Source organism: Stenotrophomonas sp. SPM (genome assembly GCF_003105135.1).
Taxonomy (GTDB): Bacteria; Pseudomonadota; Gammaproteobacteria; order Xanthomonadales; family Xanthomonadaceae; genus Stenotrophomonas.
In genome coordinates this window covers 1-20,998 of the sequence record NZ_QETL01000072.1, presented here as the reverse complement: position 1 = coordinate 20,998, position 20,998 = coordinate 1, and the positions used below count along the sequence as shown (strand labels likewise).

Genomic DNA, 20,998 nt, shown 5'->3' with positions numbered 1-20,998 from the left:
CCGGTTGCGGGGGCGTGAGCCGCATGGATGCGGCGACCGAGCTTACATGGACGTACTTGCAGCGTCCCCCGCAACCGGACCCACCCCGCCATCCTATGGATAGCCCGCTGTTGCTGTTGCTTCCGCCTTGGCCTCTGCAGGTGCAGGTGCAGGGCGCAGCCCTGCCGACAACCCCCCACGAACGAGACGCGCGTCACTGCCCGCAACACCCGCGCCACTTCGTAAAAAACATTTCATCTTCCATTCGCATAGTGGCCTGGCGCCGTGCCGAGTCGCGGCGGACTCCCCCCATGCAATGGATCCACATGCAGACCCGACACCTCACGATCGCCGTCGCGATCGCGCTTTCCGCCGCCAGCGCCCATGCCGCTGAAACCACCGATGCCACCGCCGACGCCGCGCTGAGCGCACAGACGCTCGACACCGTGTCCGTCATCGGCCAGGGCGAAACCCGCCAGGTGCAGCGCATCACCGCCGTCGACAAGCAGGTGCTGCCGCCGGGCACCAGCGGCCAGAAGATCCTCGACCGCCTGCCCGGCGTGTCGGTGCAGTCCAACGATGCCTTCGGCGCCAATGAAGAATCGCAGACGATCAGCCTGCGCGGCTTCGACAAGAGCCGTCTCGGCTACACGCTCGACGGCATTCCGCTGGGCGACAACAGCTATGGCAATTACAACGGCCTGAGCATCGCCCGCGCGCTGATCGCCGAGAACCTCGCCGGCGCCGAACTGTCGCAGGGCATTGGTTCGCTGGGTGTAGCCTCCACCAGCAACCTCGGTGGCACCATCCAGTACTTCTCGATGGACCCGTCCACCGAATTCGGCGGCCGTGCCAGCGTCACCGTCGGTGACAACAACCAGCGCCGCGGTTACCTGCGCGTGGATACCGGCGACATCAACGACTTCTCTGCCTATGTCTCCGGCGTGCACCAGGACCAGGACATGTGGGCCGCGCCGTACCAGAACCAGACAACCCGCCAGTTCAACGCCAAGGCCGTGTTGAACGTCGGCGACCATCGCTTCGGTGCGTTCGTCGCCACCTCGCGTGCCAGCCAGGCCAACTACGCCTACCTGTCCAAGGACATGCTGGATCGCGGCCTGGGCTGGGACTGGAACATCTACGCACCGGACTGGGACCGCGCCGTCGCCGCCGCCTACTGCGCGCCGGGCACGCGTGATCCGGCCAAGTGCCAGTTCAGTGGCGGCGTCAACAGCATCGACGATGCCTACTACCAGAGCCGCGCGCTGCGCGATGACAACCTGTACTCGGTCGACGCCGACCTGCGCCTGGGCGAGCAGGGCCGCCTGAAGCTGGTGGCCTACCACCACGACAACCGTGGCCAGGGCCACTGGTGGGCGCCGGGCCAGCCGTCCTACCCGGGCACCGACCAGATGCTGCCGATCTCCATCCGCAGCACCAATTACACCATCAACCGCGACGGCCTGACCGCCGCGCTGTCGTGGCAGGTGGGCATCCACGAGCTGGAAGCCGGCCTGTGGTACGAGCAGAACGACCACAACGTGTCGCGCAATTTCTATTACATCAGCGGCCCGTTCCTGGATGATCTGTACCTGAAGAATCCGGACCGCCTGCTGTTCAACCAGGACTTCGACATCCGCACGCAGCAGTTCTACGTGCAGGACCGCATGCGCTTCCTCGACCAGCGCCTGACCGTGGACGTGGGCCTGAAGAGCCCGAACACGCGCATGCGCGCCACCGCCAAGGGGGGTGTGGAAACCAGCATCGCCTCGGGCACGCTGACCGCCAAGGAATCGGTGCTGCCGCAGGTCGGCCTGGGCTTCAAGCTCAATGCGAACAACGAGCTGTTCGCATCGTATGCCGAGAACATCGCGGCCTTCGTCGGTGGCGGCAGCGGTGGCCCGCTGCAGGTCTCGCCGGAATCGTTCGCGGCCAGCGCCGGGCTGGAGCCGGAGAAGTCCAAGAGCTTGGAAGCCGGCTTCCGTACCTTCGGCGAGAATTACCAGGCGTCCATCGCCGCCTACAACGTGACCTTCGACAACCGCCTGCTGTCGCTCAACCCGTGCTCGAGCATCGAAGTCGGCACGCGCCCGGAGTGCGTCACCCGCTTCATCAACGTGGGTTCGGTTAAGAGCCACGGCGCCGAGCTGACCTTCATCCTCAAGCCGATCGACGGCCTGCAGTGGTATAACGCGCTGTCGTGGAACAAGACCACCTACGAGGACAACTACACCTCGGGTGGCGAGATCGTGCCGGTGGCCGGCAAGATCACCGTGGACACGCCGCAGCGCATGGCGTCCAGCGAAATCAGCTGGAACCGCGATGGCTTCTTCGCCAGCCTGCGCGCCAAGTACACCGGCAAGCGCTATTACACCTACACCAACGACCAGTCGGTGCCGGGCGTGACCACCTTCGATGCGGGCGCCGGTTATGACTTCGGGCCGGGCATGGGCCTGCGCAACATCCGCGTGTCGATGAACGCGACCAACCTGACCAACAAGCGGTATGCGGGCCAGCTGAGTTCGTTCGCACCGACCGACCCGAATGGCACGCGCTACGCCATCCATGCCAGCGCACCGCGCCAGGTGTTCATGACGGTGGCAGCGGACTTCTGATCGGCCGAAGCATGAAGCGTCCACGCGTGGCGTGGATCTACTGAGCCAGTAGATCCACGCCATGCGTGGATGCGCTCCGGCCCGCAGATGGCAGGGGCCGCTAGACTGCACGGGCCCCTGAGCCACGAGAAGTCCCCCTTGACCCACGACGAGTACGACCGCGCCTCCCGCGCACTGCTGCAGGACTACCTGCTGCAGGCATCTCCCGAGCAGCGCCACATCTACGTCGCGCGCCGCAACTACGACGACAGCGCCGAGCTGCTGGCCTGGCTGGCGGGGCGCAGCGAGCTGGATCGCGCGACGGCGCTGATGATGTACTGGTCGCTGGGCGCGGCCTGGTTCACCCAGTACGCCGCTGATGACTACGTGCCCGCACATGAGCGCGACGCCCATGCGATCGTCCGCCGCATCGAGCAACGCTACATCGATGGCTTCTATGCCGGTCGTGCGCTCGCCTTCGACCCGGGCAACTGGCCGGGCCCTTCGATGGGTGATCATCCCGGCCTGGTCGTGCGTCGCGCCGTCCCGGACGCCATGCTGGCTGCGGTGGCAGGCGAGCGCGCCTGCGATCCCTTTGCAGAGGCCGTCGACGCGGACTTCGATGATGGCCTGCCGCTGCCGCTGGCGCTCGCAGCACAGCTGCACGACATGGCCGCGGCGGTGCAGCCTGATCGTGGGCCGGCGCTCGGCGATGCCGTCGCCGGCAATGTCGACATCTGGGCCGAGGTGATGCCGCCGACGCTGTCGCCGCTGGCGACGGTCGTGGATCCGGGCTGGCCGGTCCTTGAGACCTTCCTGCGCCAGGCCGCGCCGCAGGAGTGCCATCAACTGATGCTGTTCGCTGACACCAGTGCGCTGTCAGACGCGCTGCAGTGGTTGCTGGACCAGCCGACATTGGCCGCTTCCAGCGCATTGGCGCTCTACTGGAACCTGGGTGCGTCGTGGTACGTCCCCTTCGCGACGATCGAGGATGTGCCGGAGTCACACCGCTACACGGCAGCCGTGCTGAGACGCATCGAGCAGCGCCTGGCTGATGGCGGTTACGCGGATCACGGGCTGGGTTTCGACCTGGCACGGAACCGGCCGCGTTTCCCTGCGTGTTGGCCGGGTCGGGAGGTGCTGCGTGCGATTCCTGACCCGATGTGGCAGCCGCGCACGGGGCAGATCGTGGACGAGTCGGACGAGGTGGATTTCATCACCGGCCTGCCGGAAGACATTGCCGAGGCGCTCGCGAACGCCCGCGGGTAGAGGATCAAGCATCCACGCATCAAGCAGGGGTCAGAGCCCTTTCGCAGGCGAAAGGGACGGATCGGATCCCTTTCGCGTGCGAAAGGGCTCTGACCCCACTGGGCCTCAGCCCATATACAACCCACCATTCACCGGGTAATCCGCACCGGTCACATACGAGGCTTCATCCGAAGCCAGCCAGGCCACCAGGCCGGCCACTTCTTCCGGGCGGCCCAGGCGGCGCACCGGTACCGAGGCAGCCAGCCGGTCCAGCACGTCCGGCGGGAAGCTGCTGATCGCCTGGCTGGCGATGTAGCCCGGCGACAAGGTGTTCACGGTGACGCCGCGCGAGGCGACTTCGGCCGCCAGCGCACGGCTGAAACCGTGCATCGCCGCCTTCGCCGTCGCGTAGTTCACCTGGCCGATCTGGCCCTTGTGCGCGCTGACCGAACCGATGTTGACGATGCGGCCCCAGCCGCGCGTGGCCATGCCGTCGACCACCTGCTTGGTCAGGTTGAACAGTGCGTTGAGGTTGGAGGCGATCACTGCATTCCAATCCTCCACCGTCATCTGCCGGAACAGCAGGTCGCGGCTGCCGCCGGAGTTGTTGACCAGCACGTCCACCTCGCCCACCTCGGCACGTACCTTGGCGAAGGCCGCCGTGGTCGAGGCCCAGTCGGTGGCGTTGCCTTCGGAGGCAATGAAATCGAAGCCCTGTTCGCGCTGTTCGCGCAGCCAGTTGGCCTTGCGTGGCGAGTTCGGTGCGCAGCCGGCGACCACGGTATGGCCGGAACGGGCCAGGCCCTGGCAGATGGCAGTGCCGACACTGCCCATGCCGCTGGTGACGTAAGCGATTCGAAGCGTCATTGCAGAAGGCTCCTTGGTGTCCGGATCAGGATGCGAAGGGATACAGGCCGAACAGCAGGCCACCGACCATCAACAGCAGCGAGATGGCAATCGCCCACTTCAGGGTGAATTTCTGGTGGTCGGCGAATTCGACCTTGGCCAGGCCCACCAGCAGATAGGTGGAGGGCACCAGCGGACTGAGCAGGTGTACCGGCTGCCCGGCCAGCGACGCGCGGGCCATTTCCACCGGGGTAATGCCGTAATTGCCGGCCGCCTCGGACAGGATCGGCAGCACGCCGAAGTAGAAGGCATCGTTGGACATGAAAAAGGTGAATGGCATCGACGCGATGGCGGTGATGACGGCCAGGTACGGGCCCCACGATTCGGGAATGATCGCCAGGAAGCTGTGCGACATCGCCTCGACCATGCCGGTGTTGTTGAGGATGCCGGTGAAGATGCCTGCGGCGAAGATCAACGCGACCACCGACAGCACGTTGCCGGCGTGGTTGACCACGCGGCGGCGCTGCTCGGCCAGGTTCGGGTAGTTGATGACCAGGGCGATGGCGAAGCCGACCATGAACAGCACCGGCATCGGCAGCACGCCGGCAATCAGTGCACCCATCAGCGCCAGGGTCAGTGCCAGGTTCACCCACAGCAGCTTCGGCCGCTTGATGTCCTCGGCGTCTTCCACCGACGGCAGCGCGTTGTTGTCATCGGACACGCTGTTGTCCATCCAGCTGCCACCCTGCGGCAGGGTGACCACGCCCAGGCGGCGGCGTTCCTTCATGCCCAGGTACCAGGCCAGCAGCAGCACGCCGGCACAGGCAATCATCATCGACGGGATCAGCGGCACGAACACATCGGCCGGGTCCACGTGCAGCGCGGTGGCCGCGCGTGCGGTCGGGCCGCCCCACGGGGTCAGGTTCATCACGCCGCCGGCGAGGATGGTCACGCAGGTCATGTTCAGCGCGTTCATGCCCAGCCGCTGGTACAGCGGCAGCATTGCCGAGACGGTGATCATGTAGGTGGTCGAGCCATCGCCGTCGAGCGAGATCAGCATCGCCAGCACGGCGGTGCCGAGCACGATCTTCATCGGATCGCCCTTGACGAAGCGCAGGATGATGCGCACCAGCGGATCGAACAGGCCCGCATCGATCATCACGCCGAAGTAGAGGATGGCGAACATCAGCATCACGCCGGTGGGCGCGATCTTCTTGATGCCTTCCAGCATCATTTCATCGATGTTGGCGCCGAATCCGCCGAGCAGGGCGAAGATGATCGGGATGGTGATCAGTGCGACCAGCGGCGACAGTCGTTTGCTCATGATCAAGTACATGAACGTAATGACCATGCCAAAGCCGAGGATGCTCAGCATCATCTGCGGACTCCTTGCGTACTGCGGTTGAAGAGGGGAGGGGTAGGGCGTGCGTGGCTCAGAAGTCGAACTGCAGGCGGCCCGTGACCGCGCGCGTGCGGTCCAGCCTCACCCCGGCCAGGCGGTCGCGGTTGCGGCTTTCGATCACGTCGAGCATGAAGCGCAGGTTGTCGCGCAGGTACCAGTTGCCGCCCAGCGTCCAGGCGGCGGTGCTGCCACGACGCAGGTCCGGCGCGCCATCGAGGTGCTGCGCGCCCCACATCTGGTCGTAGCGCAGCGCTACTTCGAAGGCACCGGCCTTGTTGCGGATGTTCTTGACCCGGGCGAAGCGGCCGGTCTTGCGGTCGTAGGCCTTGCTTTCGCCGGTGACGAACCAGCTGAGCATGCCGTAGGCGGCCATCACGTCGCCGCGCTGGCCGCCGTCATCGAAGGTGGCGCCGCTGAATTCGCCCTGCCAGGACAGCGGGCCGCGCACCTGCGCGTATTCCAGCGACCACTTGTTGACGTCGGTATCGCGGCCGGCGGAGAAGTCGACCAGGGTCAGGCGGCTCTCATCGGACAGGTGGCCGGCCGGGCGCGGGCGGATCTTCAGGCCGGGGGTGCCGTTGCTGCCGGGGTTGTCGTAGGCCTCATGGGCCAGCGACAGGCCGAGGTGCAGCACGTCGCCATCGCTGGGCGAGGGTGCCCAGGTGACGCGGCCACCGGCGGCGCGGCCCTTCACCTGCCAGGCATCGATGCTTTCCAGGCTGTAGAGGCTGGCGGCCCAGGTGAAATCACCCGGATTGGCCTGCCAGGACGCGCCCAGGCGGTACAGCGGCGCCAGCGTGGTGCCGGCGTTGCCGCGCTCCAGGAAGCTGCCGTAGTTGGAGCTGGTGCGGTCATCCAGCGAGAAATACTGCTTGAACTGGCCGACCGTAAGCTTGCCGGCCTTGCCGAAGCTTCGGCTGAGGTAGACGTCCTTGGCCTCGACCCGGTCGCCGGAAAACTCCGCTTCGGCCTTGTAGTCGACCAAGAAGAACTTGCCCGACACGTCCAGCCAGGCGCGGCGGATCTCGGTGTCGTCCTTGTTCGGGGTGCCACGGTCGTCGTTGTCGAACGTGGCGAAATCCAGGTGCAGGCGGCCGCCGACGGTGGCGGTGACCGGCCGGTCGTCTTCAGCAAAGGCCGGCGCGGCCAGCGCAGCCAGGGCCATCATGGCGGCGGGGCGCGGCCAGGCAAACTTCAGTTCCACAAACCCTCCCAGGTGCGCGCCAGGCGCGCGGCAATCGTGGGCACCGGATGGTGCGCGGCCGCAGTCTGGGTTGCGGTAGCTGTCATCGTCCTGTCAGCGGTTTGTGCGGTGCAGCGTAAAAGCCGCCGCGATGCCCGGCGAAGCCCGTCGACGCCGCGATCCCCGGTAGCGCCGGGCCATGCCCGGCGGGATGCCCGCCACACGTCACCGCGCCGCACGCGGTAGCATTCGCTTTCCCCCGCGTCCTTCCGTTCCCCGCCGATGCGCCTGCTGCTGGTCGAAGACAATCCGGATCTGGCCGATGCCATCATCCGCCGCATGCGCCGCAGCGGCCACGCGGTGGACTGGCAGGCCGACGGCCTGGCCGCCGCCAGCGTGCTGCGCTACCAGAGCTTCGACCTGGTGGTGCTGGATATCGGCCTGCCCAAGCTGGATGGCCTGCGCGTGCTGGCCGGCATGCGCGAGCGTGGCGACAGCACGCCGGTGCTGATGCTGACCGCACGCGATGGCATCGAAGACCGCGTGCAGGCACTGGATGTCGGCGCGGATGATTACCTCGGAAAGCCCTTCGACTTTCGCGAATTCGAAGCGCGCTGCCGCGTGCTGCTGCGGCGTGCACGCGGCCAGGCCAGCGAAGTGGTGCAGGTGGGGGGCTTCCAGTTCGACAACGCCGCGCACCGCGTCAGCGTGGACGGTGAGCCGATCGAGCTGCCTAACCGCGAATACCGACTGCTGGAAATCCTGGTCGGCCGCCTCGGGCAGGTGGTCGGCAAGGACGAGATCGGCAACGGCCTGTTCGGCTTCGACGACGAAGCTGGGCCGAATGCCATCGAGCTGTACATCGGTCGCCTGAGAAAGAAGCTGGCCGGTGCACCGCTGCGCATCACCACCGTGCGGGGTGTCGGCTACCTGCTGGAAGAAGCCGGCGACGGCAGCAGCGATGGCGATGGCTGAGGCCCTCACCGCGGTAGCCGCGCCGGGTTCGCTGCGGCGCATCCTGCTGCTGTACCTGGGCACGCTGCTGGCGGTGTTCGCCGTGGCCCTGCTGTTTGCCGCGCGCGATTACGGCCAGCGCGCCGCGAACCGTTCCTACGACCACCTGCTGGTGTCCTCGGCCCTGTCCATCGCCGATTCGGTGGCGCTGGTCGATGGCCAGTGGCAGGTGGACCTGCCGTACGCCGCGTTGGACCTGCTGGCGATGGCGGCGGAGGACCGCGTGTTCTATCGGGTGGCCGACAGTCGCGGCAACCTCATCACCGGCTATGGCGACCTGCCCGCGCCACCGCGTCGGCCGGGCACGCAACCGCAGCTGTTCGATGCGTCCTACAGTGGCGAGACCGTGCGCTTCGTGGTGGTCAGCCGCAGCTTCGCCGCCGCGTCCGCGCAGGGCGAGGTGCAGGTGCAGGTGGGGCAGACCCGCCGCGCACGCGAGGCGTTGGCGCAGGATATGGTCAACCGCGCGCTGCTGGCCATCGGCGTGCTGTCGCTGCTGCTGCTGGCCCTGGTGGCCTTCGGCGTGCACCGCGCGTTCCGGCCGCTGGTGCGGGTGGAGCGCGAACTGTCGCGACGCGAACCGTCCGACCTGAAGCCGCTGGATGCGCGCGTACCGCGCGAGATGGACCAGATGGTCGCGGCGCTGAACCGTTTCATGGAACGCCTGTCCAGCAGCAACGAGACGCTGCGTGCGTTCATGGCCGAGGCCGCGCACCAGATGCGCACGCCGCTGGCCGCACTGCGCGCGCAGGCGCAGCTGGCACTGGACGATGACGACCCGGACGACATGCGGCGCAGCCTGCAGGCCATCGAGCGCAATGCCACGCACATGAGCCGCCTGCTCAACCAGCTGCTCAGCGATGCCAGCGTGATCCACCGTTCCAACCTGCAGCGCTTCGCGGCCGTGGACCTGGCCGAGACGGTGCACCAGGCCCTGCATGAAGCACTGCCGCAGGCCGGCCCTGCGCCGCGCGTGCAGTTGGCGATGACCGCCGAGCCGGTGCAGGTGCATGGCGATGCGCTGCTGCTGCGCGAGGCGATCAAGAACCTGGTCGACAACGCGCTGAAGTACGGCGGTGACGGCCCGCTGCAGATCGCACTGACCGTGGAAGGCGGACAGGCGGTATTGACCATTGCCGACCACGGCGCCGGCATCGCCGCGGCCGATGCCGGCCGCGTATTCGAGCGCTTCGCCCGTGGCGAGGGCGCACCGGCCGGTGGTGCGGGCCTGGGCCTGGCCATCGTCAAGCGCGTGGTCGACAGCCATGGCGGCCACATCGACCTGAGCAACCGTCCGCAGGGCGGCCTGGTCGCCACCATCCGCCTGCCCCGGAGCAGTCCATGATCCGCCTGTTCGCCACCGCCTTCGCCCTGCTGCTGGCGCTGCCGGTGCTGGCCGCGCCCGGCGATGTGCGCCGCTTTGCCGCGCAGGGCCCGGCCACCGCGCAGCTGCGTATACATGGCAGCACCGACATCGAGGTGTTCGCGGTGGTCATCGCCGATTACCAGCGCCTGCACCCCGGCACCGAAGTGGTGTACGAGGACATCATCACCCAGGACCTGTACGCGCGGTACCTGCACGATCGGGCCGGGCCGGATTCGCCGGACCTGCTGATTTCCAGCGGCATGGACCTGCAGACCAAACTGGTGAACGACGGCCACGCGCTGCCCCACCGCTCGGCGCAGACCGCCGCGCTGCCGGCCTGGGCGCAGTGGCGCAGCGAGGCATTCGGCATCAGCTACGAGCCGGTGGTGATGGTCTACAACACCCGCCGCCTGCCGGCCGCCAAGGCTCCGCATACACGACGCCAGTTGCTGGACCTGCTGCGCGCCGAGGGCACGCCGCTGCGCGGCAGGGTCGGCACCTACGATATCGAGCGCAGCAGCGTGGGCTATCTGCTGGCTACCCAGGACGCACAGCGCGGCAGCATCGCCGGCGCGTTGCTGGGCGCGCTGGGCGACAACGCGGTGCTGCGCGAGGAGCGCACCGGCGTGCTGCTGGACAAGGTCGCCAGCGGCGAACTGTCGCTGGTCTACAACGTGCTGGGTTCGTACGCACAGGCACGCATCGATGGCGGCGCGCCGCTGGCCATCATCGAGCCGGAGGACTACACCCTCGTGGTGCTGCGCACGGCGGTGATCCCGCGTACCGGGCCGCACCCGGAAGAGGCGCGCCGCTTCCTGGATTACCTGCTGTCGCCGCGTGGCCAGCAGGTGCTATCGCGCGAGGCACGGCTGATGCCGATCGTCACCGGCAACGCGCGCAGTGACGACGCGCCCGGACGCAGCCGCCGCCCGATCCAGCTCGGTCCGGGCCTGCTGGTGTACCTGGACGCGCTGAAGCGCCGCCAGTTCCTCGATGCCTGGCGCAGCAGCGTGGAGCCGGCCGGGCGCTGACCCTGCGGGTAGCGCCGGTGTATGCCCGGCGGATGCGTACAATGGCCCCATGAGCGAATACACCATCCTGATCGCCGATGACCATCCGCTGCTGCGTTCGGCGGTGGTGCAATCGCTGCGGCAGAGCCTGCCGCTGGCGCAGGTGCGCGAGGTGGCCAGTGCCGATGCCCTGGCCGAAGCCCTCGACGCCCAGCCCGAGGTGGACCTGGTACTGCTGGACTTGACCATGCCGGGTGCGCACGGTTTCTCGGCGCTGCTGCATGTGCGTGGCTCGCACCCGGATATCCCGGTGGTGATTCTTTCCTCCAATGACCACCCGCGGGTGATCCGCCGCGCCCAGCAGTTCGGCGCCGCCGGTTTCATCCCCAAATCCGCCCCGGCCGAGACCATCGGCCAGGCGGTGCAGGCCGTGCTCGACGGCAGCCTGTGGTTCCCGGCGATGGCGCCGGAGCGCAGCGAATCCGATGCCCTGCTGGCCGCACGCCTGGCCCAGCTCACCCCGCAGCAGTTCCGCGTGCTGCTGTGCCTGGCCGACGGCCTGCTCAACAAGCAGATCGCCTACGAACTGGGCCTGGCCGAGAACACGGTGAAGGTGCACGTGACCGCCATCCTGAAGAAGCTGGAGTGCCACAGCCGCACCCAGGCGGCAGTGCTGGTGAAGGCGCTGGAGCCGGAAGGTGACGCGGGCGGGATCTGACCGATGCGCGAACCCCCGGCGCCGTTCTACACCCTCATCAACACGGGTCTCGGCGAGGATCCGGCCGTGGTCGTGGTCAACACGGCGCTGCGGAGCTATGCAGGCCGGGACGCAATTCCCTGGCACCTGCGGATCGGCATCGCCTGCAGAGGATTGGGTGACAACGGCATGCCCACCCCGGAAGAGCTGGAAGTGGTCACGTGCCTGGAAGGGCTGCTCGAATCAAGCATTGGAGCGGACGGCAACGCCGTTTTCCTTGCGCGCATCACCGCCCGTGGCGAGCGCGTGCTGCTGTATCGGGTGGATGATCCCGAACAGGCGAATGACCGCCTGCAGCAGCTGCTCGCCGCACCGGTACAGCTGCGGGAATGGGAGTTCCAGATGGAATACGACCGCGACTGGACGCTGGCCCAGCCCGAGCTTGACCTGCCGCTGCAGGATTTCCGGCTCAACTGAGCTCTGTAGAGCCGAGCCCACGCTCGGCTGATGCCTCTCAGGCGTTGAGCGAACGCAGATCGATGCAGGGACGCATGCGTTCCGTGCCATCCCACTCGGCTGGCAGGCCGACGCCGGCGGCGTCGACGATGGCCTGGCCGATCTGTTCCATGGCAGCGCTGTCGGGCGGGCCCCAGAAGCCAATGGAGAGATCGCTGGCGCGCTTGGCGCGCTTCATGTCATCGCCGGAACAGAAGCAGAACCCTTTGAGGCCTGCATCTGTGCCGCCGCGCTGCCAGAAAAGCTCATTGGTGTCATCGGCAGCGTCGTCCGGCGTATCGCCGCACCCAGCAGTGGCGACGATGCCTGCTGCTTTCAGGACTGCAAATGCCGCATCGATCCTGGCTCGCGCCAGCTTCCACGCAGCAGCGGACATCTTCCGGTCCGGCTTGCGCACCACGACCGAGGGAATGGCGTGGCTGGTCAGCGCGGAAAGCAAGGCCTTCACCAGCGGTGACCAGGCGTTTTCCACGATGTGGTTGCCATGTGTGTCGCACACATCGGGCTGTGCACCGGCATCGATCAGCAGCTGCACCGCCTCGGGTCCTTCCGGCGAAAACTCTGCCGCCAGGTACAGCGCTGTGCGTCCGCCCACGCCGATGTGCTCCAGCGGGCTGCCGGCATCGATCAGCAGGCGCAGGGTCGCGAGGGTGTCCTCCATCGGCGCACAGTCCTGGCTGGATGCGGCCCTTTCCAGTGCGGTGAATCCAAAGGCATCCACCGCGTGCACGTCCGCGCCGGCCGCGAGGAAGGCTGCGGTGGCGGCTGCGTTGGCGTTCCAAGCTGCTTCAAAGATATCCGCGGGAATTTTCACCTTCGGGGACTTCTGCATGCTCAGCGATCCGTGCACGGGTAGGGGGCGATTGTAGGCAATGCAGCCGAGCGTGGGCTCGGCTCTACAGGAAGCGGAGCAATGCAGTCGAGCAAGCTCGACTCTACGCCCGATGCCGCAACAGCATCTGCGTCATCAACGCGCGCAGCGCCGGTGGTCGCACCGGTTTGGGCAGGAAGCCCCACCCGTGTTCGGCGGCATGCGCCTTCAGCGCGTCATCGCGCTCGGCGGTCACCAGGATCACCGGCGGCCGCGCCTGCCACAGCGTGCACAGCGCCTCGTACAGATCCGGCCCGTGCCATTGGCCCATGCGCACGTCCAGCAACAGCAACTGCGGCACGTTCAGCGCGCTGGCGATCTCCAGTGCGCCCTGCGGGCCATCGGCCAACTCGACGTTGCAGCCCCAGCGCTCCAGCAGGGCCCGGGTGGCCGCGCACACCCGCGGGTCGTCATCAATGCTCCACACCCGGCACTGGCGCAGCGGGCTGTCGTCGGACGGTTCGGCGGCCAGCACGGGCGGCGGTGCCGGCGCGGCCACATCGTCGGCATGCCCCAGCGCCACGCTCACCGCGAACACGCTGCCCTTGCCCAGCGTGGAACGCAGGCTGATGCGGTGGCCGAGCAGTCGGCCGATGCGCTCGACGATGGCCAGGCCCAGGCCCGCGCCGCGTTCCTGTTCGACGCCATCGTTCAGGCGGCGGAATTCCTCGAAGATCTCGCCCTGCAGGCTTTCCGGAATGCCCGGCCCCTGGTCGTGCACTTCGATGCGCAGCTGGTCGCCCACGCGCCGGCAGCCGATCAGCACGCGTCCGCGCGGGGTGTAGCGCAGCGCATTGGACAGGAAGTTCTGCAGGATGCGGCGCAGCAGGGCTTCATCGCTGACCACCACCGCGCGGGTGTCGATCCAGTCCAGCTGCAGGCCACGGCTCTGCGCGGCGATGCCGAACTCGCGGGCCAGGGTCTCCAGCAGCGGCGACAGTGCGAATGCACGCACGCGGGTCTGCAGGGAGCCCGATTCCAGCCGCGAGATATCCAGCAGGCTGTTGAGGATGGCGTCCTGCGCGGCCAGTGCGGCGTCTACGTGCTCACTCAGTTCGCGCGCTTCGCCATTCAGCCGCGCGCGCAGCACCGAAACGAACATGCGCGCAGCATTCAACGGCTGCAGCAGGTCGTGCACCGCCGAGGCGACGAAGCGGGTCTTGTAGCGGTTGGCCTGCACGGCCTCGCGGCGCGCTTCCTCCAGGTCATGGGTGCGCTCGGCCACCCGGTGTTCCAGCGCATCGGCCAGAGAGCGCAGTTCGCGCGCGGCGTTCTTGTAGCTGGTGATGTCCGCATAGCTGGTGACGAAGCCGCCGTCGGGCAGGGGATTGCCGCGGATCTCCAGCACCGTGCCGTCGTCCTTCTCGCTTTCGCGCATGTGCGGGCGGCCGCTGCGCAGGTGGTTCAGGCGGCGCTCGATGGCATCGTCGACGGGGCCGGGACCGAGCAAGCCGCGGCGGGCGTTGAAGCGGAACAGCTCCTCGATCGGCCGGCCCACCCGCACCAGCCCCTGCGGGAAGCGGAACAGTTCGATGTAGCGCGAATTCCACGCCACCAGGCGCAGCTCGCGGTCGATGATGACCACGCCCTGCGGCAGGTGCTCGAGGCTGCGGCTGAGCCCGCTGTCGGCGTCGGTGGCGGCCTGCAGCAGGCCGTCCTGGGCGGTGCGCAGTTCCTGCGCGTGCTGCTTGAGCAGGGTTTCCAGCTCGCTGCGGCTGCGCTGGCGGTGCCGGGACAGGCGCCGGCGCTGCTGCACGAACAGCACCAGGAAGCCCAGTGCCAGCCACACGGCGGCACCGGCCATGGCCGCGGCGCGGCCCACGCTGGACGCACCGCCGGCGTCATGCAGCAGGTGCAGGCTCCAGTCCTCGTCGGGCAGCGGCAGGGTCTGCCACAGCATCGCCTGCGGCAACGCCGGGTCGAGCAGGCGCACCATGCGCCCGCCATCGGCCAGCACATCTTCGGTGCGCACGCGCAGCGGCTGCAGCGAACGGTCGGCGTACTGGCGGGCATCGAGCATCTCGCGGCGCTCGTCGGCCCCCAGCGGGCGCAGCAGGCGATAGCGCCACTCATCGCGGTTGGCCAGGAACACCACGTCATGGTTGTCGCTGGCCAGCACCACGTCGGGGCTGCCCAGCCATTCCTGTTCCAGTGCGGACAGCTCGATCTTGATGACGATCACGCCGATGCGCTGGCCGTCGCCATCGACGATCGCCTCGGACATGAAGTAGCCCGGCACGCCGGTGGTCATGCCGATGCCGTAGAAGCGGCCACGCCCATGCGCCAGCGCCTGCTGGTAGTAGGGGCGGTAGGCGTAGTCCTCGCCGACGTTGGTCGAGGGCTGGTCGAAGTTGCTGGCCGCCACGGCCACGCCATTGCGGCCGACCAGGGTCAGAGTCGAGGTGCGGGTGACCTGGTTGGCGCGCTGCAGCTTGAGGTTCAGGCGCTGCGTTGCGGCGGGTGTCAGCGGCGCGCGCAGCGCCTGCAGCAGGTCCGGGTCCAGCGCCATTACCTGCGGCAGGGTGCCGAAGCGGTCAATGCGCTGCTGCAGCCCCTGGCCGTACAGCTGCAGCTGGCGCTGCACCTGGTTGCTTTCTGCAGCCAGCGCGCGGCGCCAGGCGAAGTGGCCGGCGGCGATCGCGCACAGCACGGTGCCACCGACCAACACCGCGATGGTCAGCAACAGCATCCGGTGGCGGCTGAGCCAGTACATGGCGGCAGTCTACGCAGGGCCGGCGGGGGTGGCATGCACGCCCGCCGGTCTCTGCTCTGTGGAAGGGATCAGAAGTGCATCTGCGCGCGCAGTTCGAAGATTTCCGGGGTGCTGTGCACGCCACGGCGGCTGGCATCGACCTTCACGTAGTTCGCCTGGAACTTGAAGTGGCTGGTCAGGTACCAGTTGGCGCCCACGGTCAGGTCATGCTGGCGCCCGCCGAGGATGCTGCCGTCGTCGAGGTCGATGCGGCTGTAGCGGGCCAGCAGCTCGACCGCACCGTAGCTGTGGGCCGGCTTGATGTTGGCGACCGCGCCGGCGCTGTACGGGCGCGATTCGCCGGTCAGCACCCAGCTGGCCATGGCGTACTGGCCGCTGCCGGTGTAGTCGGGCAGGCCCTTGCGGGTCACCGTGGCCTGCAGGGCTTCACCCTGCAGCGAGAACGGACCGCGGATCCAGATGCCTTCCAGGCCGGTGCGGCGGATCTGGTCGGCAGTGACCAGCGCGCCGGAGTCGACCAGGCGGATGTCGGTCAGGCCGGCTTCCGGGCGCGCACGCAGGCGGGCGCTGGCTTCGTGGTGCACGTCGCGGCCGTCGCGGTAGCCGCGCGGGTTTTCCTGCGAATAGGCCAGGCCAAGGTGGACCACGTCGCCCGGTGCCTTGATCGGGGTCCAGACCGCGCGCACGGCCTGGGTGGTGCCGGGGTTGTCACCCTGCAGGTCCTTGCCACCGTAGGCGCCAGCCTGCAGCAGGTACTGCGGGCGCTCCAGCACCCATTCCACGCCGGTGCGACGGCCTGCGTAGAAGGCCTGCACGGGCAGGGCGGTTTCCAGGAAGCTGCCGGCGCGCGAGGAGGTGTTGCCGTCCAGGCCGACCGGGGTCTTCATGTAGCCGAAGCGCAAGCGGCCGACATCACGGCTGAGGAAGGCCTTGCTCTCGAAGCGCACGAACACGTCCAGCCAGGTATCGGACTGGAAGTCGTAGTACACCATCGCGTCGTACACGCCCTTCTTCTTCAGGGTCGCGCCGAACTCCTTGCGGCGCACGGCGTCATCGTCTTCGATCCCGCTGCCAGAGGAGAAGTCGTTGTAGTCGTAGGCGATGTTGCCGGTGGCGGCCAGTTCGGTGCCATCGCTGAAGGCGTACTTGGTCGGCCAGTTGTCAAAATCGGCGGCGGAGGCGAAGGCGGGCAGGGCGGCCAGCGACATGGCCAGCAGGGTCGGAATGGGGCGCATGGTGGTGCGGCTCTCTCTCGGATGCGTGTGGACAGGACAACAACGGCCGCGCTGGCCGGAACTTTCGCAGGGGGGCGCCCGATCGTTCAGGTCGGGCCGGTGGCCGTCCCCGGGACAGGCGGTGCGGCGCCAGTGTAGGCACCCGAGCCACCTGAACCGGGGGGCTAGTACCAATAGGTTATCTGCGGCGGCGTGCCCTGCGCGTACAAAGGCGTCCATTGGACACGCCCGTGCATGCCGCGCAGGTCGGTCCAGATCCACGGAGACGGTCCCGCCAACGCGGGAGCCGTATGCGCAAGAACCGCCCCTTCCGGAGTCCGCCATGCACATCCCGACCACCCCGGCGCTGCCCAGCAAGCCGCTGCCGCTCTACCGCCAGCTGTACTTCCAGGTGATCGTGGCGATCATCCTGGGCGCCGTCCTCGGCCACTACGAGCCGATGATCGGCGAGAAGATGAAGCCGCTGGGCGATGCCTTCATCAACCTGGTGAAGATGATCATCGCGCCGGTCATCTTCCTGACCATCGTCACCGGCATCTCCGGCATGACCCACCTGCGCACGGTGGGCCGCGTCTTTGCCAAGGCGATGGCGTACTTCCTGTTCTTCTCCACCCTGGCCCTGATCGTGGGCATGATCGTGGCGCACGTCGTGCAGCCCGGCGCGGGCATGAACATCAACCCGGCCGAGCTGGACCAGACCGCGGTCCACAGCTACGTCGAGAAGTCGCATGACCTGACCCTGGTCGGCTTCCTGATGGACGTCATCCCGAAGACGCTGATCAGCGCCTTCGTCGACGGCAACATCCTGCAGGTGCTGTTCGTGGCCGTGCTGTTCGGCATCGCGCTGGCTTCGGTGGGTGAGAAGGGCAAGCCGATCGTGAACTTCCTGGAGGCGCTGGTCGCCCCGGTGTTCAAGCTGGTGCACATTCTGATGAAGGCCGCCCCGATCGGTGCCTTCGGTGCCATCGCCTTCACCATCGGCAAGTACGGCGTCGGTTCGCTGATCAACCTGGCCTGGCTGGTGGGTTCGTTCTACCTGACCGCCTTCCTGTTCGTGGCCGTCATCCTCGGCGTGGTCTGCCGCCTGTGCGGGTTCTCGGTGTTCAAGCTGGCCCGCTACCTGAAGGCCGAGCTGCTGCTGGTGCTGGGCACCTCCTCCTCCGAATCGGCGCTGCCGTCGCTGATGGAGAAGATGGAACGCGCCGGCTGCAGCAAGTCGGTGGTCGGCCTGGTGGTCCCCACTGGCTACTCGTTCAACCTGGACGGCACCAACATCTACATGACCCTGGCCGCGCTGTTCATCGCCCAGGCCACCAACACCGAACTGACCCTGGGCCACCAGATCGCCCTGCTGCTGGTCGCCATGCTCAGCTCCAAGGGCGCGGCCGGCGTCACCGGTGCCGGCTTCATCACCCTGGCCGCCACTCTGGCCGTGGTACCGGAAGTGCCGGTGGCTGGCATGGCGCTGATCCTGGGCGTGGACCGCTTCATGAGCGAATGCCGCTCGCTGACCAACTTCATCGGCAACGCGGTGGCCACGGTGGTGGTGTCGCGCTGGGAAGGCGCGCTGGACCGTGACCGCCTGAAGCTGGCGCTGGACGGCCGCGAGAGCGAGCTGCCGCTGCCGGTCGATGCCGTGCCGGAGGCACTGCCCGCCAAGGGCTGACACAGGTGTGTGGTACCGCGGGGCCGGTCACGTGAGTGACGCGGCCCCGCAACGTTTCAAGGCGACCCATGGCTGTCGTGGGCATCGCCGAAGCTGGTCCCCGAACTAGTCGCATACGGCACGGAATTGTGCAGTCGCAGCATGATTGCGACAGGATAGCGACAGGTCCAGGCCCTCCAACGGGGGTATCATCCCCTGTCCCCCTTGCCCATTCATTAATCCACGTCGATGTCCAACGAAGATTTCAAACAGGCCGCCCTCGATTACCACCGGATGTCCCCGCCGGGCAAGATCAAGGTCTCTGCAACCAAGCCCATGCTGACCCAGCGCGACCTGTCGCTGGCGTATTCGCCGGGCGTTGCGTACGCCTGTGAAGCGATCAAGGCCGACCCGCAGCAGGCCAGCGAGCTGACCGCGCGCGGCAACCTGGTGGCGGTCATCTCCAACGGCACCGCGGTGCTGGGTCTGGGCAACATCGGCGCACTGGCCGGCAAGCCGGTGATGGAAGGCAAGGGCGTGCTGTTCCAGAAGTTCGCCGGCATCGATGTGTTCGACATCGAAGTGGACGAGACCGACCCGGACAAGCTGGTCGACATCATCGCCTCGCTGGAGCCGACCTTCGGCGGCATCAACCTGGAAGACATCAAGGCCCCGGAATGCTTCGTGGTCGAGCGCAAGCTGCGCGAGCGCATGAAGATCCCGGTGTTCCATGACGACCAGCACGGCACGGCGATCATCGTCGGCGCGGCGGTGATCAACGCCATGGCCATCACCGGCAAGAAGATCGAAGACGTGAAGCTGGCGACCACGGGCATGGGCGCGGCCGGCATTTCCTGCGTGAACATGCTGGTTCAGCTGGGCCTGAAGCCGGAGAACATCCTGGCCTTCGACCGCGAGGGCGTCATCCACACCGGCCGTACCGACCTGGACCCGGAAAAGCAGCGCTATGCGCGCGACACTGACAAGCGCACCCTGGCCGAGATCGTCGACGGCGCAGACATCTTCCTGGGCCTGTCGGCCCCGGGCATCCTGACCGCGGAGATGGTCAAGACCATGGCGCCGGATCCGGTGATCTTCGCCCTGGCCAACCCGACCCCGGAAATCATGCCGGAACTGGCGCGCGCCGCCCGTCCGGACGCGATCATCGGCACCGGCCGTTCGGACTACCCGAACCAGGTCAACAACGTGCTGTGCTTCCCGTACCTGTTCCGTGGCGCGCTGGATGTCGGCGCCACCGCGATCAACGAGGAAATGAAGATCGCCTGCGTGCGCGCCATCGCCGCGCTGGCCCGCCGTGCGGCCACCGACATGGGCTCGGCCTATGGCGGTGACACCCCGAGCTTCGGCCGTGAATACCTGATCCCGCGTCCGTTCGACCGCCGCCTGCTGGTGGAGCTGTCGGCCGCCGTGGCCCAGGCCGCGATGGATTCGGGCGTGGCCGCCCGTCCGATCGCCGACATGGGCGCCTACCGCGACAAGCTGGCCCAGTTCGTCTACCGCACCAGCCTGATGATGAAGCCGGTCTACGACCGCGCGCGCAACGACAAGCAGCGCGTGGTCTACGCCGAAGGCGAAGAAGAAGTGGTGCTGCAGGCCGTGCAGAACGTGGTCGACGAAGGCCTGGCGCACCCGATCCTGATCGGTCGCCCGGACGTCATCGAATCGCGCATCGAGCGTCTCGGCCTGCGCCTGAAGGTCGGCGAGAACATTGAGGTCACCAACATCAATGACGACCCGCGCTTCAACGAATACTGGCAGTACTACCACGGCCTGACCGGCCGCCGCGGCGTGACCGTGGCCGCGGCGAAGAACCTGATGCGTTCGCGCCCGACCCTGATCGCCGCCGTGATGGTTGCCCGTGGCGAAGCCGATGCGATGCTGACCGGCATCGTCGGCCGCTTCCACAAGAAGCTGGGCTACGTGCGCAGCGTGCTGCCGCTGGAATCGAAGGTCACCTCGACCTCGGCCATGACCGGCGTGATCAACCAGCAGGGCGTGTTCTTCTTCGTGGACACCCACGTGCAGGAGGACCCGACCGCCGAGCAGCTGTGCGAAGCGACCCTGCAGGCCGCCTACCGCATGAAGCTGTTCGGTATCGAGCCGAAGGTGGCGCTGCTGTCGCACTCCAACTTCGGCAGCCACGATTCGAAGGATGCGCTGAAGATGCGCCAGGTGCGCGAGATGCTGCTCAAGCGCAACCCGCGTCTGAACGTGGACGGCGAGATGCAGGGCGACACCGCATGGGACGAAGCCCTGCGCCAGAAGCTGCTGCCGGGCTCGACCCTGCAGGGCCGTGCCAACCTGTTCGTGCTGCCGAACCTGGAAGCGGCCAACATCGCTTACAACCTGGTGCGTGTGTTCACCGACGGCGTGGCGATCGGTCCGATCCTGATGGGCGTGAACAAGCCGGTGCACATCCTCACCACCAGCGCGACCTCGCGCCGCGTGCTGAACATGACCGCGATTGCCGCCGTGGATGCGCAGATCCGCAAGCAGCTGGAAGCGGAAAAGAAGGCGTAAGCCTTCGTTCCCGCGACACCTGCAGAAACGCGCCCCATGGGGCGCGTTTCTGTTTCCGCACAGCGGAAACCGGATCGGGTAGCGCCGGGCCATGCCCGGCGAGCGCGCAGCGCGGCCAATCAGGCATTCCGCCGGGCA

The 20,998-nt window shown here is 67.4% G+C and carries 15 protein-coding genes; 9 read left to right on the top strand and 6 right to left on the bottom strand.

The annotated features are described in order from the left end of the window. The first annotated feature begins 305 nt into the window (after window positions 1-305). Both DCO49_RS14330 and DCO49_RS14325 read left to right on the top strand, forming a co-directional pair. A complete protein-coding gene (locus DCO49_RS14330; protein ID WP_116864603.1) occupies window positions 306-2,594 on the top strand; it encodes a TonB-dependent receptor in 2,289 nt (762 codons plus the stop codon). A 138-nt stretch (window positions 2,595-2,732) separates the two neighbouring features. After that, complete coding sequence (locus DCO49_RS14325; RefSeq protein WP_165835731.1) at window positions 2,733-3,842, top strand: DUF4274 domain-containing protein; 1,110 nt, start codon at window positions 2,733-2,735, stop codon at window positions 3,840-3,842. 105 nt (window positions 3,843-3,947) lie between these two features. On the opposite strand, the gene phbB is transcribed toward DCO49_RS14325, so the two are convergent. From phbB to DCO49_RS14310, 3 genes are read right to left on the bottom strand one after another with little or no spacing between them, the layout of a single operon-like run. Then, on the bottom strand, window positions 3,948-4,688 hold the full coding sequence (gene phbB / locus DCO49_RS14320; protein ID WP_116864601.1) for an acetoacetyl-CoA reductase: 741 nt from the start codon (window positions 4,686-4,688) through the stop codon (window positions 3,948-3,950). Window positions 4,689-4,713: 25 nt separating this feature from the next. Beyond that, window positions 4,714-6,042 (bottom strand): CitMHS family transporter, encoded by a 1,329-nt coding sequence (locus DCO49_RS14315; RefSeq protein WP_116864606.1) that lies wholly within the window; start codon window positions 6,040-6,042, stop codon window positions 4,714-4,716. 58 nt (window positions 6,043-6,100) lie between these two features. Beyond that, window positions 6,101-7,237 (bottom strand): porin, encoded by a 1,137-nt coding sequence (locus tag DCO49_RS14310; RefSeq protein ID WP_116864605.1) that lies wholly within the window; start codon window positions 7,235-7,237, stop codon window positions 6,101-6,103. A gap of 297 nt (window positions 7,238-7,534) precedes the next feature. On the opposite strand from DCO49_RS14310, the gene DCO49_RS14305 reads away from it, so the two are divergent. Genes DCO49_RS14305 through DCO49_RS14285 form a run of 5 tightly spaced genes read left to right on the top strand, consistent with a single transcriptional unit; the run spans window position 7,535 to window position 11,816 of the window. After that, window positions 7,535-8,227 carry a response regulator transcription factor gene (locus tag DCO49_RS14305; RefSeq protein ID WP_108769956.1) on the top strand — a complete coding sequence of 231 codons (693 nt, stop codon included), beginning with the start codon at window positions 7,535-7,537 and terminating at the stop codon, window positions 8,225-8,227. Further along, entirely contained in the window at window positions 8,220-9,611 is a 1,392-nt protein-coding gene (locus DCO49_RS14300; RefSeq protein ID WP_116864604.1) for a sensor histidine kinase, read from the top strand. The genes DCO49_RS14305 and DCO49_RS14300 overlap by 8 nt, the downstream gene beginning before the upstream one ends. Continuing rightward, a complete protein-coding gene (locus DCO49_RS14295; RefSeq protein WP_116864600.1) occupies window positions 9,608-10,663 on the top strand; it encodes an ABC transporter substrate-binding protein in 1,056 nt (351 codons plus the stop codon). The genes DCO49_RS14300 and DCO49_RS14295 overlap by 4 nt, the downstream gene beginning before the upstream one ends. 49 nt (window positions 10,664-10,712) lie before the next feature. After that, a complete protein-coding gene (locus tag DCO49_RS14290; RefSeq protein ID WP_079223223.1) occupies window positions 10,713-11,360 on the top strand; it encodes a response regulator transcription factor in 648 nt (215 codons plus the stop codon). Between the two features lie 3 nt (window positions 11,361-11,363). After that, a complete protein-coding gene (locus DCO49_RS14285; protein WP_116864599.1) occupies window positions 11,364-11,816 on the top strand; it encodes a DUF695 domain-containing protein in 453 nt (150 codons plus the stop codon). Between the two features lie 37 nt (window positions 11,817-11,853). Here DCO49_RS14285 and DCO49_RS14280 read toward each other — a convergent pair whose 3' ends face one another. The 3 genes from DCO49_RS14280 to DCO49_RS14270 form a co-directional block, all read right to left on the bottom strand. Next, window positions 11,854-12,687 (bottom strand): ankyrin repeat domain-containing protein, encoded by an 834-nt coding sequence (locus DCO49_RS14280; protein WP_116864598.1) that lies wholly within the window; start codon window positions 12,685-12,687, stop codon window positions 11,854-11,856. 103 nt (window positions 12,688-12,790) lie between these two features. Further along, complete coding sequence (locus DCO49_RS14275) at window positions 12,791-15,439, bottom strand: PAS-domain containing protein (protein ID WP_116864597.1); 2,649 nt, start codon at window positions 15,437-15,439, stop codon at window positions 12,791-12,793. Between the two features lie 68 nt (window positions 15,440-15,507). Further along, on the bottom strand, window positions 15,508-16,674 hold the full coding sequence (locus DCO49_RS14270; protein WP_116864596.1) for a porin: 1,167 nt from the start codon (window positions 16,672-16,674) through the stop codon (window positions 15,508-15,510). A gap of 322 nt (window positions 16,675-16,996) precedes the next feature. Here DCO49_RS14270 and DCO49_RS14265 point away from each other — a divergent pair, with 322 nt between their 5' ends. Together DCO49_RS14265 and DCO49_RS14260 are read left to right on the top strand one after the other, a co-directional pair. Beyond that, window positions 16,997-18,340 (top strand): dicarboxylate/amino acid:cation symporter, encoded by a 1,344-nt coding sequence (locus DCO49_RS14265; protein ID WP_116864595.1) that lies wholly within the window; start codon window positions 16,997-16,999, stop codon window positions 18,338-18,340. A 228-nt stretch (window positions 18,341-18,568) separates the two neighbouring features. Next, window positions 18,569-20,860, top strand: coding sequence for an NADP-dependent malic enzyme (locus DCO49_RS14260; RefSeq protein WP_116864594.1), 2,292 nt, complete (start codon window positions 18,569-18,571; stop codon window positions 20,858-20,860). The last annotated feature ends 138 nt before the right edge of the window (window positions 20,861-20,998 follow it).

What these genes read in the sequence shown, in the direction of transcription:
- DCO49_RS14330 (WP_116864603.1), top strand. Translation starts at nt 306, where the DNA reads ATGCAGACCCGACACCTCACGATCGCCGTCGCGATCGCGCTTTCCGCC.
- phbB (WP_116864601.1), bottom strand. Translation starts at nt 4,688, where the DNA reads ATGACGCTTCGAATCGCTTACGTCACCAGCGGCATGGGCAGTGTCGGC.
- DCO49_RS14315 (WP_116864606.1), bottom strand. Translation starts at nt 6,042, where the DNA reads ATGCTGAGCATCCTCGGCTTTGGCATGGTCATTACGTTCATGTACTTG.
- DCO49_RS14310 (WP_116864605.1), bottom strand. Translation starts at nt 7,237, where the DNA reads ATGATGGCCCTGGCTGCGCTGGCCGCGCCGGCCTTTGCTGAAGACGAC.
- DCO49_RS14305 (WP_108769956.1), top strand. Translation starts at nt 7,535, where the DNA reads ATGCGCCTGCTGCTGGTCGAAGACAATCCGGATCTGGCCGATGCCATC.
- DCO49_RS14300 (WP_116864604.1), top strand. Translation starts at nt 8,220, where the DNA reads ATGGCTGAGGCCCTCACCGCGGTAGCCGCGCCGGGTTCGCTGCGGCGC.
- DCO49_RS14295 (WP_116864600.1), top strand. Translation starts at nt 9,608, where the DNA reads ATGATCCGCCTGTTCGCCACCGCCTTCGCCCTGCTGCTGGCGCTGCCG.
- DCO49_RS14290 (WP_079223223.1), top strand. Translation starts at nt 10,713, where the DNA reads ATGAGCGAATACACCATCCTGATCGCCGATGACCATCCGCTGCTGCGT.
- DCO49_RS14285 (WP_116864599.1), top strand. Translation starts at nt 11,364, where the DNA reads ATGCGCGAACCCCCGGCGCCGTTCTACACCCTCATCAACACGGGTCTC.
- DCO49_RS14280 (WP_116864598.1), bottom strand. Translation starts at nt 12,687, where the DNA reads ATGCAGAAGTCCCCGAAGGTGAAAATTCCCGCGGATATCTTTGAAGCA.
- DCO49_RS14275 (WP_116864597.1), bottom strand. Translation starts at nt 15,439, where the DNA reads ATGTACTGGCTCAGCCGCCACCGGATGCTGTTGCTGACCATCGCGGTG.
- DCO49_RS14270 (WP_116864596.1), bottom strand. Translation starts at nt 16,674, where the DNA reads ATGCGCCCCATTCCGACCCTGCTGGCCATGTCGCTGGCCGCCCTGCCC.
- DCO49_RS14265 (WP_116864595.1), top strand. Translation starts at nt 16,997, where the DNA reads ATGCACATCCCGACCACCCCGGCGCTGCCCAGCAAGCCGCTGCCGCTC.
- DCO49_RS14260 (WP_116864594.1), top strand. Translation starts at nt 18,569, where the DNA reads ATGTCCAACGAAGATTTCAAACAGGCCGCCCTCGATTACCACCGGATG.